This is a genomic window from Thiocystis violacea, from assembly GCF_016583565.1.
GTDB lineage: Bacteria > Pseudomonadota > Gammaproteobacteria > Chromatiales > Chromatiaceae > Thiorhodococcus > Thiorhodococcus violaceus_A.
Window position 1 is genome coordinate 32588 of record NZ_NRRF01000015.1, and the last position, 13699, is coordinate 46286.

The 13699-nt window shown below is 62.6% G+C and carries 11 protein-coding genes; 6 read left to right on the forward strand and 5 right to left on the reverse strand.

Annotation, left to right across the window (positions count from 1 at the left end):
* Positions 1–8 precede the first annotated feature (8 nt).
* The 6 genes from CKO23_RS08710 to CKO23_RS08735 all read left to right on the forward strand — a co-directional run bounded on the left by CKO23_RS08710 (position 9) and on the right by CKO23_RS08735 (position 8895).
* The gene (locus CKO23_RS08710) at positions 9–1241 is read left to right on the forward strand and encodes a TIGR03087 family PEP-CTERM/XrtA system glycosyltransferase (protein WP_200330087.1); all 1233 of its coding nucleotides are present in this window, start codon (positions 9–11) and stop codon (positions 1239–1241) included.
* The gene (xrtA, locus tag CKO23_RS08715; RefSeq protein ID WP_200330089.1) at positions 1235–2767 is read left to right on the forward strand and encodes an exosortase A; all 1533 of its coding nucleotides are present in this window, start codon (positions 1235–1237) and stop codon (positions 2765–2767) included. The genes CKO23_RS08710 and xrtA overlap by 7 nt, the downstream gene beginning before the upstream one ends.
* Complete coding sequence (locus CKO23_RS08720) at positions 2760–3929, forward strand: TIGR03088 family PEP-CTERM/XrtA system glycosyltransferase (RefSeq protein WP_200330091.1); 1170 nt, start codon at positions 2760–2762, stop codon at positions 3927–3929. Before xrtA ends, CKO23_RS08720 begins: the two co-directional genes overlap by 8 nt.
* 194 nt (positions 3930–4123) lie before the next feature.
* The gene (locus tag CKO23_RS08725; protein WP_200330093.1) at positions 4124–6037 is read left to right on the forward strand and encodes an XrtA/PEP-CTERM system amidotransferase; all 1914 of its coding nucleotides are present in this window, start codon (positions 4124–4126) and stop codon (positions 6035–6037) included.
* Between the two features lie 102 nt (positions 6038–6139).
* Positions 6140–7156: a radical SAM protein gene (locus tag CKO23_RS08730; protein ID WP_346014589.1), complete on the forward strand. Its 1017-nt coding sequence runs from the start codon at positions 6140–6142 to the stop codon at positions 7154–7156.
* Between the two features lie 203 nt (positions 7157–7359).
* On the forward strand, positions 7360–8895 hold the full coding sequence (locus CKO23_RS08735) for a DUF2867 domain-containing protein (RefSeq protein ID WP_200330095.1): 1536 nt from the start codon (positions 7360–7362) through the stop codon (positions 8893–8895).
* A 107-nt stretch (positions 8896–9002) separates the two neighbouring features.
* On the opposite strand, the gene CKO23_RS08740 is transcribed toward CKO23_RS08735, so the two are convergent.
* From CKO23_RS08740 to CKO23_RS08760, 5 genes are all read right to left on the reverse strand, one after another.
* On the reverse strand, positions 9003–9452 hold the full coding sequence (locus tag CKO23_RS08740; protein ID WP_200330097.1) for a PAS domain-containing protein: 450 nt from the start codon (positions 9450–9452) through the stop codon (positions 9003–9005).
* A gap of 18 nt (positions 9453–9470) precedes the next feature.
* Entirely contained in the window at positions 9471–9935 is a 465-nt protein-coding gene (locus tag CKO23_RS08745) for an SRPBCC family protein (protein ID WP_200330099.1), read from the reverse strand.
* 377 nt (positions 9936–10312) lie between these two features.
* The gene (gene der, locus CKO23_RS08750) at positions 10313–11710 is read right to left on the reverse strand and encodes a ribosome biogenesis GTPase Der (RefSeq protein ID WP_200330101.1); all 1398 of its coding nucleotides are present in this window, start codon (positions 11708–11710) and stop codon (positions 10313–10315) included.
* Between the two features lie 5 nt (positions 11711–11715).
* Positions 11716–13005, reverse strand: coding sequence for an outer membrane protein assembly factor BamB (gene bamB, locus CKO23_RS08755; protein WP_200330103.1), 1290 nt, complete (start codon positions 13003–13005; stop codon positions 11716–11718).
* Positions 13006–13023: 18 nt separating this feature from the next.
* A complete protein-coding gene (locus CKO23_RS08760) occupies positions 13024–13650 on the reverse strand; it encodes a tetratricopeptide repeat protein (RefSeq protein WP_200330105.1) in 627 nt (208 codons plus the stop codon).
* Positions 13651–13699 lie beyond the last annotated feature (49 nt).

Genomic DNA, 13699 nt, shown 5'->3' on the forward strand with positions numbered 1-13699 from the left:
GGTCCATCATGGAAGATCTGCTCTTTTTGGTCCATCGCATCCCCTACCCACCGAACAAAGGCGACAAGATTCGCTCTTTTCATCTGTTGCGTTATCTGAGCCGCCACTATCGGATCCATTTGGCCACCTTCATCGACTCCAAGTCGGATGCCAAGTATCGCGAGCGAATGCGTGAATATTGCGAAACCACCTGGTTCGGCACCCTGTCGCCGCCTTTGGCGAAGCTGAGAAGTGTGATCGGGCTACTGAAGGGCGAGCCGCTCACGCTGCCCTATTATCGGAGCACCAGTTTAGACGCTTGGATTCGCGATCTACTGCCCGTCTATCCCATTCAACGCGTGCTCGTGTATTCCTCCGGAATGGCCCAGTTCGTGTTGGGAGATGAATTCGATAGGATGCATCGCCTGATCGATTTCGTCGACGTGGACTCCGACAAGTGGCGTCAGTACAGCCTTTCCAAACCGTTTCCCATGTCCTGGATCTATCGGCGCGAGGCTCAGCGCCTGGCTGATTTCGAGCGCAAGGTCGCGGCGTGCTTCGATGCCAGTCTTTTCGTCTCGGGACAGGAGGCGGCGCTCTTCACCCAAGGGCCTGGTGTTGATCCTGATGCTGTGTTCGTGATGCGCAATGGCGTGGACGCCGATTATTTTTCGGTCGACCCCGCGCGTCCATCGCCGTTCGCCGGAGAGGGACTGCGGCTCGTTTTCACTGGGGCCATGGATTATTGGGCGAACGGGGACGGGGCGATCTGGTTCGTCGAGTCGATCCTGCCCAAGGTGAGAGGGGTTTTCCCACAGGTCGAGTTCCATGTCGTTGGCATGAATCCAACGCCCCAGGTTCGCGCGCTCGGTCAAATCCCTGGTGTCAGGGTTACGGGCAGCGTTCCGGATGTCAGACCCTACCTTCAGCACGCGACCGCCGTGGTCGTTCCGCTGCGCATTGCCAGGGGCATCCAGAATAAGGTGCTTGAGGCGATGTCGATGGGTCGGCCCGTCGTGACTACGCCGCAGGCGCTGGAGGGGATTCCGGCTGAGTCTGGCCGTCACGTGCTGGTCGCCACTGACCCTGATGCCTTCGTGGATCAGTTGGTGCGTCTGCTGTCCGGGGGATACGCCGATATGGGATCGTCGGCGCGCGCGCTCATCGAACGCGATTTCGTTTGGGAGGCTAGTCTGGAGCGACTCCTTCCCTTGCTCGGGGAGGATCAATCAATCGCCATTGGAGGGAAAGCGCCATGTTGATGCCGACGAGGCTGTTGTGGTGGGGCCTCTCGATCCTGATTCTGGGGACGCTTTTCTGGTCGACCTTTGCGGGCATGGTGAGCATCTGGGAGAGGTCCGAGACCTTTGCGCACGGTTTCGTGGTATTGCCGATTGCTCTCTATCTGGTGTGGCGCGAACGTTCGGGGCTTGGCTCGATCCCGTACCGGGCCGACTGGCGGGCCCTGCCATTCGTTGCCATTGATGGCTTCGTTTGGCTGCTGGCGCGGCTGGTCGACGTTCTGGTGATCGAGCAACTGGCCGCCGTGGTCATGATTCCGATCCTGGTTTGGTTGGTATTCGGTCTGGCGGCGTTGCGCTATCTCGCTTTCCCGCTGGGCTTTCTGTTCTTCGCTGTACCTATGGGCGAGGAACTCGTCTATCCACTGATGCAGTTCACCGCCTCCTTCACCGTAGGTATGCTTCGGCTTTCGGGCATTCCGGTCTATTGGGAGGGGACCTTTTTCAGTATTCCGAGCGGCGACTGGTCGGTTGTTACGGCCTGTAGCGGGATTCGCTATCTCATCGCCTCGCTCTTTCTGGGGGTGCTCTTTGCCTATTTGAATTACCGTTCACTCTGGCGCCGTTTGGTCTTCGTTGCCGCCTCGATTGTCGTGCCCATTCTGGCCAATGGTCTGCGGGCCTATCTGATCGTGATGCTTGGCCATCTGAGCGGTATGCGTCTGGCCGTTGGGGTCGATCATCTCATCTATGGGTGGGTGTTTTTTGGCCTGGTAATGTTCCTCCTCTTTGCGGTCGGCAATCTTTGGTCTGAGCGAGGCCGGGATGAGGGCGTGGAAACAACGCCGACCCTTCCTGTTGGAACTGCCCCGCTCTCCTCGAAAGCGACGGTTGGCGAGTGGCCGGTGGTGCTGTTTGGCTTGGCGCTGCTCGCAGTCTGGCCGCTTCTGGGAATGCTCACGGAGTCTCGCGCCGAGGCCCATCCCCAGTTGCAGGCATTCGAGATGCCAGCTGGCCAGGCTGGGTGGCGGACCATGGATGAACGCCTAACGGACTGGTCGCCACGTTATCTGGGCATGTCCGAGGAGTCGCGCCGCGACTTCGCGCGGCTGGACGACCAGGTGGGTGTCTATCTGGCACTCTATCGCCAAGCTGGTGGTGAAATGGTCAACTCGGAAAACCTCTTGGTGGCGGAGAAGGATCCGGTCTGGCGCCAATTCGAACGCTCGACCCGAACACTCCCATTGGCTGGCCGGACGCTGACCGTCACCGAGGCGCGACTTGGGTCGTCGAGCCAGGACCTTCTGGTCTGGTTCTGGTATTGGGTCGATGGGCATGAGGCGAATCGGTCGTACCTGGCCAAGATCCAAGAGGTTTTGACCCTGCTTTCGGGCCGGCCGCGGAATGAGGCGCTCATCGTCTTGTACACGCCGATCGATCTGAAGACGGAGCCGGCGCGTCAGCGCTTGCAAGACTTCGCGAAGGAGATGTTGCCGCTTCTGGACGCCAGCTTGCGCAATCCGTCGGGTCGTGCTCGGAATGATTGAGACTCGTAGCGTTCCGGAAGCCTTGTCTCAGCCTCCATTAGTGGCACACATCATTCATCGCTTGGATGTCGGTGGCCTGGAAAATGGTCTGGTCAATCTGATCAATCGGATCCCGACCGGGCGCTTCCGGCATACCATCATCTGTCTGGAGCGGTACGACGAGCAGTTTAGGCGGCGTATCCAGCCAAATGTCGATGTCTACGCGCTCCACAAGCGCGAGGGCCAGGATCTCTGGCTTTTCGTGCGGCTTTGGCGGCTGCTGCGCCGCCTGCGTCCGGCCATTGTGCACACGCGCAATCTCTCGGCGCTCGAGTGCCAGATGTCCGCCTGGTTGGCGGGTGTTCCTGGGCGGGTGCATGGCGAGCACGGACGCGATGTGCATGATCTCGACAACACCAGCCCAAAATATCGTTGGTTGCGCCAGGTGTTCCGGCCGCTGGTCCATCGCTATATTCCGCTGTCGCGTGACCTGGAGTCCTATCTCGTCGCCGATATTGGGGTCAAGCCCGAGCGAATCGCCACCATACGCAATGGAGTCGATACCCAACGCTTCGATCCCTGCTCCAAGCCTCAAGGGTGTCGCGCTGTCTTGCCGGATGGATTCGCCGGCCCTGAGCATTTGGTGATCGGCACCGTTGGACGTCTGGAACAGGTGAAGGATCAGATGACACTGGTTCGGGCCTTTGTCGCCTTGGTCACATCCGAACCTGGGGGCTTGGAGCGCTTTCGACTGGTCATCGTGGGTGATGGCTCTCAGCGGAAGCCCATCGAGTCCTTGGTGCGCCAGGCCGGCCTGGAATCCAGCGTCTGGCTGGCAGGGAGTCGGGACGACATACCGGATTGTCTGCATGCGCTCGATATCTTCGTACTGCCGTCACTGGGCGAAGGGATCTCCAATACCATTCTGGAAGCCATGGCGAGCGGCTTGCCGGTGATCGCGACCCAGGTTGGGGGGAATGCCGAGCTGGTCGATCCTGGCGTGACCGGCTATCTCGTCCCCAGGGCTAACCCTGCCGCGATCACTGATCGCTTGCGCCATTACGCGCAACAGCCCCAGGTGCTGGCGATGCATGCAGAGCAGGCGCGTGAGCGTGCTGAGCGCGACTTCAGCCTCGATGCCATGGTCGAGCGCTATATGCGGGTCTATGCTGATCTCCTCTGAACCCTGTCCGGGTCGGCTGGCAAATGTCCGCTGAGTTCGGTCTGGCGGCCGCAATCGACGCTCAAGTGGCGGGATTCGGGACGCTTGATAAGCAGCATTCAAACCGCACCGCCAACTCGCCTGGAAGCCAGGCGTGACACGAGGACTATCGGTCCGGCTGCGGTGTGAGACTTGACGAAACAGGATCGAAAGCTATGTGTGGAATTTCAGGTATCTTCGATACCCGCGAGCGGAGACCGGTCGACGAAGCGCTGTTGTCCCGCATGAATCAGTCCCTCCATCACCGGGGTCCGGATGATGGGGGGCTGCACTGCGAGCCTGGGGTAGGGCTTGCCCACCGGCGACTTTCGATCATCGACCTCTCGGGTGGCCATCAGCCGCTCTTCAATGAGGACCACACCGTCGTCGTGGTCTACAACGGCGAGATCTACAATTTCCAAGACCTGGCGCGCGAACTGACCGACAGCGGCCATGTCTTCCGCACCCACAGCGATACAGAAGTGATCGTCCATGCCTGGGAGGAATGGGGAGACCGCTGCGTCGAGCGTTTTCGCGGCATGTTCGCCTTTGCTCTCTGGGATCGCAACCGCGAGACCCTGTTCTTGGCGCGCGACAGGCTCGGTATCAAACCCCTGCATTACGCCTTGCTGCCCGATGGGCGCTTGCTATTCGGTTCCGAGATCAAGGCCCTGCTGGTCGACGGCTCGCTCTCGCGTGAGATGGATCCACTAGCGGTCGAGGACTATTTCGCCTATGGCTACATCCCAGATCCGCGCAGTATCTTCAAGTCTGTAAGGAAGCTGCCCCCTGGTCACATACTGACGGTCAAGAGAGGGCAGCGCTGCTTGCCTGAGCCGCGGGAGTATTGGGATGTGTCCTTTCGCTCGAACGGCGTGCGCGATGCCGACGAGGTGGCTGGTCAGCTCATCGAGCGTTTGCGCGAAGCGGTGCGCATTCGTTTGGTCGCCGAAGTGCCGCTCGGGGCCTTTCTATCGGGCGGCGTCGATTCGAGTGCTGTAGTCGCCATGATGGCGGGGCTCTCGGATCGCCCCGTCAATACCTGTTCGATTTCGTTCGGGGATCCAGCCTTCAACGAAAGCGCCTTCGCCGAGCAGGTCGCTCGACGCTATGCGACCGACCATTATGTCGACGCGGTTGACCCGGACGACTTCGATCTGATCGAGCGTCTGGCCGGGATCTATGACGAGCCCTATGCGGACAGTTCAGCGATGCCCACCTATCGGGTCTGCGAACTGGCGCGCAAGCGCGTAACGGTTTGTCTGTCGGGCGATGGCGGCGACGAGAGTTTCGCCGGTTACCGTCGCTATCGCTGGCATCTGTACGAGGAGCAGTTGCGCGGTCCGATTCCGCAATGGTTCCGCGGGCCGGTCTTCGGTCTGCTGGGTGCGCTCTATCCCAAGGCGGATTGGGCGCCCAAGGTTCTGCGGGCCAAGTCGACCCTTCAGGCCCTAGCCTTGGATTCGCTTGAAGGCTATTGCGAGAGCGTTTCTATCCTGGCGAGTCAGGTACGCAAGGATCTGTTTTCGCCAAGGCTCAAGCGCGAGCTTCAGGGCTATCGCGCGGTCGAGGTGATCAGACACCATGCCGAGCGGGCTCCCGAGCATCCCCTGTCCCGTGTGCAATATCTGGACATGAAGACCTACTTGGCCGGCGACATACTGACCAAGGTGGATCGGGCAAGCATGGCCCATGGCCTGGAGGTCAGGGTGCCGATCCTGGATCACCTGTTCCTGGATTGGGTCTCAGGATTGTCGCCGGACCTCAAGTTGTCTGGCCGGGAAGGGAAGTGGATCTTCAAGAAGGCGTTGGAGCCCCATCTCGGCCGCGAGACGCTCTATCGGCCGAAGATGGGGTTCGCGGTGCCCCTGGCCTCCTGGTTTCGTGGACCGCTGCGTGAAAAGGCCCGGCAACTGCTGCTTGGGTCAAGCTTGATGGAGACGGGATTTTTCGATGAAAGGCGCGTGCGTTGGATTCTTGAGCAGCATCAGTCGGGGATGCGGGACTTTAGCCCCGCGATCTGGAGTCTTATGATGTTCTCCGTATTCAATGCGCGCTGCAACCAGCTTCCGGCAGAGCCTGGGGTCTGAATTCGTGAGCTGCTCGCAGCGACGAGGAGGCGCTCCACCGTATCGGTCCGAGCTGTCTTGATCTTGCCGAAACGGACTATTGCCCTCCGCAGCTAACTCTTGGTGTCTGGCTCTTTAGTCAGTGTAACCGAAGGCGCCAGCCTCAATAAGGACGTTGGAACCTTCGCCTTCCGTTGGATGGTGTACCTTAAGCCGCTTCGATTTCAGGAGGGCGCCAAGCTGACCGCTGCTTCGCCAATTCGCTACATCGAGCCCGTCTACCGACCGCCGAGCGAGGCCAGCTCGCTCATCGTGCCGATCACCGACGGCTGCTCTTGGAATGGCTGCACCTTTTGCGAGATGTACAGCCAGCCGCAGAAGCGCTTTCGCGCACGCGAGCCGGCCGAGGTCTTGGAGGGCATCCGGCATGCGGGTGAACGCTTGGGCACTGAGGTGCGCCGCGTCTTCTTGGCCGATGGCGATGCCTTGGTGCTGCCGACGCGCCGATTGCTCGCCTATCTGGACGCCATCCGGACCCAACTGCCGTCCGTGCATCGGGTCTCCAGCTATTGTCTGCCCCGTAATCTGCGCAAGAAGACGATCGGCGAACTGACTGAGCTTCGCGATGCGGGTCTGACGCTCGCGTACATGGGTGCCGAGTCGGGTGACGACGCCGTGCTCGAGCGCATCAACAAGGGCGAGACCTTCGCCTCCACCTGCGAGGCACTCGACAAGCTGGGTCAGGCCGGTATTCGCCGCTCGGTCATGATCATCAATGGCCTGGGTGGCATGTCGCTGAGCCTGGGGCACGCCGACAACTCGGCGCGCCTCATCAATGCGACGGCGCCCGAGTATCTCTCGACCCTGGTGCTCATGCTGGCCGACGGCGGCGTCCGCTATCGCCAAGCCTGGCCCGACTGGCAACCCCTGTCGCAAGCTGGCCTGTTGCGCGAGATGGAGCGCTTTCTAGCCGGGCTCGATCTGAAACGAACCATTTTCCGTTCCGATCATGCCTCGAACTGGCTGGTGCTGAAGGGGACGCTCGGCGCCGACAAGGCACGGCTCTTGGCGCAAGTCAGGGCGGCGATCGAGCGACCGGATACGGCACCATTGCGGGCGGCATCGACGCGGGGGCTGTAGGCCGGGACTTTGGTCGAGCGAGGGCCGATGGACGCTTCCTGATGCGCGCGCTGCCCAAGCGTGGTCGCATCGGTGCTGCGTCTCGTCCTCGGTGTCCTTCCCGCTACAAGGCTTGAAAGATCGGCGCGTCAGCGTCAGTTGGTTGTCTGCGGTTGTGCCGGCGTTCAGTTCGCGGCGCGACGCGCCGACTTCGCCCTTCGTCCATGGAGGTGGGCCTCGTGGAGACGCATCGAGATCGAACCGCAACGGATCATGGCGCGCAAGAGGGCGCCGGCGGCAAGCATGGCCTGTGCCTGGTCTTGGGCGCGAGTGGCTATATCGGGAGTCACCTCGTCCCGGAACTGGTCGCAGCCGGGTTCCGGGTGCGTGTCTCCTCGCGCGATCCGGCCGTGCTGGAGGCGCGTGGCTGGCCGGGCGTCGAGATCGTCGCGGCGGATGTTCTGGCGCCGGAGACCTTGGGTCCTGTGTTTCAGGATGTCGAGGTCGCCTACTATCTGGTCCACTCGATGGCGGCGGGGCGCAATTTCGGGCGCTTGGATCTCGAGGCCGCGCGCCATGTTGCCGCCGCCGCGAGCGCTGCGGGTGTCAGGCGGATCGTCTATCTCGGTGGCTTGGTGCCGGAGGACGCGGCCAGCGAGCACATCGTCTCCCGTCGTGATACGGGCGATGTGCTGCGTCAGGGGCCGGTCCCCGTGACGGAGTTGCGCGCCGGGATCATCGTGGGGCCGGGCTCGGCGGCCTTCGAGGTGATGCGTGATCTGGTGCTGCATCTGCCCGTGATGATCACGCCACGCTGGGTGCAGGCGAAGTCTCCGCCGGTCGCCCTGGAGAATCTCCTGACCTATCTCGTGCGCGTCCCGTGGATCCAGGAAACCGCCGGCCATTGTTACGATACGGCTGGCCCCGAGACGCTGACCTACCGCGAGATGATGGGGATCCTGGCCGAGGCGGCCGGTCGACGACCGCCCTGGATCATTCCGGTGCCTGTTCTGACCCCGCGCCTCTCATCCTATTGGCTGCGCCTCGTGACCTCGGTGCCGACCAATATCGCTCGGGCCTTGATCGAGGGGCTGAGACACGATTTCTATGCCGACGACGCCCAGCTGCGCCGGCTGGTGCCGCAGCCTTTGTTGGGTTTTCGTGAGGCTGTCGAGGCGGCGTTCGCCATCGAGCGAAGCGGTGGGGTCGTCACGCGTTGGACCGAGGGGGCTTTTGCTGTGCGTGAGCGCCAGATCGACTATTCCTATTATGCGAAGCGTGCCTCCGGCAGCGCTGAGACCCGGGTCGAACCGGCTGAGGTGTGGCGCGTCGTGTCGGCGATCGGTGGCGACACTCGCTACTACTACCTGAACACCCTCTGGTCGATCCGGGAATGGATGGATTGGCTGGTGGGTGGGCCGGGGCTGCGGCGAGGACGCCGCCATCCCCAGGAGGTGCGCGTTGGGGACCAGATCGACTATTGGAGGGTCATCGGCGCGGAGCCCGGCAGGCGTCTGACGCTTGCCTTCGGGATGCGAGCACCTGGTGCCGGCGTGCTCGAATTCGAGCTGACTCCGCGACCGGCGGGCGGCACGCGCCTGACGGCGACGGCCTACTGGCACCCGGCTGGCGTTTGGGGGCTGCTCTATTGGCTTGCCTTCGAGCCGATGCATCAGGTGCTCTTCTCGGGACTCACCCGCGAGATCTGCCGGCGCGCCGAGTCCGGCGCCACACTCAAGGCCGGGTCAGCCGCTCGTTGATCTCCGGGAAACCAGCTCCAACCGCCGCGCGCTGGTTGTTCGCGCGGGGGTCTTGCAGGATGTGAGCTACGTCTGGAATTTGCCCGAGCGTGCAAACGCTTGCGCGGTCAGTCTTTCGCCGCCAAGAGGGCGTTCAGTCGTTTCAGCTCTTTTTCCGCCCGCACTTTCTCGGTGACGTCGTACTGGATGCCAAGGTAATAGATGAGATGACCTTGCTGGTCGTACAGCGGACGGATCGTGAACTGGTTGTAGAAGAGGCTTCCGTCCTTGCGGTAGTTCTTCAGTGTGACCGTCACTGAGCTGCGTGTCTCAAGGCATTCACGAATACGGGCCAGCTCGGGCTGGTCGTCGTCCTCGCCCTGGAGGAAGCGGCAGTTGCGACCGAGGATCTCGTCCCTGTCGTAGCCTGTGATCAGCTCGAAGGCCTCGTTGGCATAGACGATGGGGTTATCGTCCTGGTCCGGGTCCGATAGGGTCACGCCATTGACGCAGGTATCGAGGATCTGGGATAGGACGAATGGGATGGTGCCGATGTCTTTTTCGACGATGAAATCCATGTGACTCTCCGAATGGTGTCAGCCTTGGCTGTTCGACGACAGCGCTTGTTCGCTCTCGATCAAACCTTTGATGTTGCGCACCACCCGCTCGGCGCCGTCTTGGATCGCGACTCGAATCAGCTTTTCGAACGGCCGCATGTAGAGTTCGATTCGCGTCAAGTCGAAGCGGAAATGCAGTCGTGAGCACTCGCCAGAGGGCTCGATATGGTACTGCGTTCGAAACTGGCCGGTCTGCTCGGCGAAGCCGACGTGTGTCGGCGGCTCCAAGGTGACGACGCGGAAGGTTGTGTCGCTCTTGCGGCCCTGGTCGATGCGGATCTGCCGTGCTCGGCTGCCTATGCGCAAGGGGCCAGGCGTCAGGATGTCGATCTGCTGAACCTCGGGCGACCAGCGTTTGTAATTGGTTCCGAATTCGGTCGCCACGAAGTCAAACACGCGCGCCGACTCGACGTTGATCAGAATGCTTGCTTCACCTCGAACCACGGTGGATCTGCCTCCGTTTGTTCTGGCTGGCGCTTAGGGTGCGCCCTTCATCCCGAGCGAGACTCATCGACTCAGGGTCAAGCGCACATCAGCGTGGGCGCCTATTCTGTCTCAAATCACGCGAACCTGTCCTCTCGAAGGCAGGTGGGATGCATGGGCGCGAGGGCGCCAGGCTGAGCAGCTACCTCGTCTCGATTAGATGGGGTGTCTCTGCCCGCCGTCCAAGCCGATCGATAAAGCCGGCTCGGGTTCGACAGCCCTCCTATCGACGCATCCGTCTCGGTTCGCTTCATCCGCGCGCCTCAGTTGTCGCGCCAAGGGTCAGTGCGGCAGACATCTGAACATTTGAAAGCAGGCGCCAACGCGGTCGCCGGCGCTCAGTGCTTGCGCTGGGTAAATCGCTTCAAGCGCTGTTTCTTCGCGATCTGGCGGGCCGTGAGCTGGTTGTGTTTGCCTTCGAAGGGGTTGCTCCCGCTCTTGAATTCGAGACGCAGAGGGGTGCCGGCCAGGTCGAGTGACTTACGGAATCGGTTGATGAGGTAACGCCGGTAGGTCTCTGGGACCGAGTCGGTCTGGTTGCCGTGGATGACGATGATTGGCGGGTTGCGCCCGCCTTGGTGGGCATAGCGCAGCTTGATGCGGCGGCCCTTGACCAAGGGCGGCTGGTGCTCCATCACCGCGGCTTCGAGCAGGCGGGTCAGCTCCGGGGTGGCAAGATTCCGTGTCGCGTTGGTATAGGCGCTGTCGACCTCGTCGAGCAGCAGACCGACGCCGCTGCCGTGCAGTGCGGAGACCAGGTGCAGCTTGGCGAAGTCGAGGAAGGCGAGCTTGCGCGAGAACTGGTCCTTGACCTGATCACGCTGCTCCGAGGCCAATCCGTCCCACTTGTTGATCGCGACGACCAGGGCGCGTCCGCTTTCGATGATGTGTCCTGCCAGGGTCGCGTCCTGCTCGCCGATGCCAGCGTGGGCGTCGATCACCAGGATGACCACGTTCGCCGCCTCGATCGCCTGCAGCGTCTTGATGACACTGAACTTTTCGATGACGTCCTGCACCCGCGCGCGGCGCCGCAGCCCGGCGGTGTCGATCAGGGTGTAGTGGCGCCCGAGGCGCTCGAAGGGGATGAAGATGCTGTCGCGCGTGGTGCCCGGGCTGTCGAAGGTGACCAGGCGTTCCTCGCCGAGCAGACGGTTGATCAGGGTCGACTTGCCGGCATTGGGACGGCCGACCACGGCAACCTTGACACCTTGCTCCTCCGCGCCGTCCCCGTCGCCAGACTCCTGCTCGGGCATGAGCGCGAAGACATGATCGATGAGCGTGCGCACACCGAGTCCCTGGGTGGCCGAGACCGCCCAGGGCTCACCGAGGCCGAGTTGATGGAAGTCCGCGACCGCTAAGGTCGGGTCCATGGTGTCGCTCTTGTTGACGATGAGGGTGATCGGCTTGCCGAGCCGTCGCAGGCGCTGGGCGATCTCGAGATCTTCCGGCGTGCAGCCGTCCTTGGTGTCGACCAGGAAGAGCAGATGATCGGCCTCTTCGATGGCCAGCTGCACCTGGCGCTCCATCAGTGCCTCGACGCCCTCGGCCGCGGAGCCGATGCCGCCGGTGTCGACGATGATGTAGGGGCCGGGGCCGATGCGTCCGACGCCGTATTGACGGTCGCGCGTCAAGCCAGGGAAGTCCGCGACAAGGGCGTCACGAGTCCGCGTCAATCGGTTGAATAGGGTGGATTTGCCGACGTTGGGCCGGCCGATCAGGGTGATGACGGGTAGCATGCGGTTCAGCGCGGCGCGGCCGTGCTGGCCGGTATGTCGAGGGACTGCTCCTGAGGAGGTTTTTGCATGGTCTCTTTTTTCGCCTTGAAATCCAGCAGGGACTTCGTGGGGGAGGGCGCGCCGAGGGTCAGTGCGGTCAGGGTGCCGTCTTCCGCATAGACGTACAGGCGGCTGCCCTCGACCAGCGGACGTGAGGTGATGCCTGTCTTCTTGGCGATGCGCACGCGCCCGACCAGGCGGCCATCCGATTTGTTGAGGAGGTGAAGGTAGCCGTCGAAGTCGCCGAGGGCGATGTAGTTACCGATGAGTGCTGGCGCGGTGAGTTGGCGGTAGCGCAGATCCTCTTGCTTCCAGCGGCCGGCGCCGTCATTGACGTTGGCGCCCCAGACTTGGTCTTTCGAGTCGGTCACATAGAGTCCGCTCGCATCGGCCGCGAGTCCGGCATGCGCCGAGAGCTCCCGCCGCCAGTCGACGTTTCCGGTGGTGGCGTCCACCGCCGCGAGATCCCCGTTGTAGGTGCCGACGTAGAGGGTGTTGTCGATCAAGATCGGATCGGCGTCGACATCGGCGATGCGGGCGAGTTCGGAGCGGCCGCGGGGGCGCGTGACCACGATCTCCCACAGCGGGACGCCTTCGTTGGTGTCGATCTTCACGAGCTTTCCGCCCGAGAGGCCCACGATGGTCGCGCCAGGAAGGATCAGGGGTGTACTGCTGCCCCGCAGCGTCAGGACGGGGGCGGGGTAGGCGACGCGCCAGAGTTCCTTGCCCGTGCTGGCCTCCATGCCATAGACGGTGTCGTCCAGGGTGTGCACGATGACTTTGCCGTCGCCGGTGAGTCGCGGCACCGAGAGGACTTCGCTCCCCAGTTTGCTGTGCCAAAGCTCATGGCCATCCTTGACCGAAAGGGCCACTAAGTCGCCCTGGCTCGTGCCCAGGACGAGCGTCTCGCCGGAGATGGCGGGGCCGCCGCTGAAGGCGTACTGGGTGTCGCGACGCCAAATTTCGCGGCCGGAGTCGGCGGCGAGCGCGACCACACGTCCACGGGCATCCGCCACATAGAGCTGCCCGCCCGCGAGGATCGGCACCAGGTAGAGTCGCCGGCCATCGGTGCCATGTGTCGGGCGCTCCGACCAGAGCTCGGTGATGCCGACCTGCTGCGCGATGTCGGTCAACTCCGTCGGTGGTGTTGGATCCTTCTCTTTCGTGAACCAGGGAATGCTGCCGCAGCCGGCGAGCAGCGTGGTCGCGATCAGGAAGCCAAGGGTTGCGGGCAGTGCGCTGAGTCGGGATGCCATGAGAGGGCTCCGTGGCGCCTAACCGGCGGCGGGTAGGTTGTCGATCTTGAGGCGGATCAGTTGCGACAGGCTGCTGCCCTTTTCGATCGCCTGCTCGTAGGCGGTCCGCGCGGCGGCCGCATCGCCGCGGGCGGCGGCGATGTCACCGCGTACCGCGGCGAATTCACCGGCGAACGCGGCACTCTTGTCATGGGCCTCGATGGTCTTCTCGGCCGCATCCAGCTGCTTTTCCGCAACTTGGATGCGTGCGAGGCGCAGCGCGGCGATGCGGGCCAAGGCCGGATCTGGTGCGTCGTCGATGACGCTTTGCAGGGCGGCGATCGCCTCTGGCGTCTTACCGGCGTCGTAGAGCGACTTGGCGGCGACCAAGGCGCCGAGCGCGGGGTAGGGTGTCGAGCCGAAGTCCTCTTCCAGCATTCCGAGTTGTTTGGCAACGGCGTCCGGCTGACTGCCGGAGGCGTTGGTCATCAATTGCTCGAAGGCGGTCGATGCCTGGCCGGCGACGGAGTCCTGGTGACCGATCCACAGCCGCCAGCCGTAGATGGAGGCAAGACCGATGGCGGCGCCCGCGACGACGGACACGCCGTTCTCCCTCCACCATTTTTTGATGGCTTCGACTTTTTCCTCGTCGGTTTCGTAATTCACTGCGGTCTCCGTCGGATGTCCATGGCGCGTGGCGAGTCGATCTGGCGTC

What these genes read in the sequence shown, in the direction of transcription:
- CKO23_RS08710 (WP_200330087.1), top strand. Translation starts at nt 9, where the DNA reads ATGGAAGATCTGCTCTTTTTGGTCCATCGCATCCCCTACCCACCGAAC.
- xrtA (WP_200330089.1), top strand. Translation starts at nt 1,235, where the DNA reads ATGTTGATGCCGACGAGGCTGTTGTGGTGGGGCCTCTCGATCCTGATT.
- CKO23_RS08720 (WP_200330091.1), top strand. Translation starts at nt 2,760, where the DNA reads ATGATTGAGACTCGTAGCGTTCCGGAAGCCTTGTCTCAGCCTCCATTA.
- CKO23_RS08725 (WP_200330093.1), top strand. Translation starts at nt 4,124, where the DNA reads ATGTGTGGAATTTCAGGTATCTTCGATACCCGCGAGCGGAGACCGGTC.
- CKO23_RS08735 (WP_200330095.1), top strand. Translation starts at nt 7,360, where the DNA reads ATGGAGGTGGGCCTCGTGGAGACGCATCGAGATCGAACCGCAACGGAT.
- CKO23_RS08740 (WP_200330097.1), bottom strand. Translation starts at nt 9,452, where the DNA reads ATGGATTTCATCGTCGAAAAAGACATCGGCACCATCCCATTCGTCCTA.
- der (WP_200330101.1), bottom strand. Translation starts at nt 11,710, where the DNA reads ATGCTACCCGTCATCACCCTGATCGGCCGGCCCAACGTCGGCAAATCC.
- bamB (WP_200330103.1), bottom strand. Translation starts at nt 13,005, where the DNA reads ATGGCATCCCGACTCAGCGCACTGCCCGCAACCCTTGGCTTCCTGATC.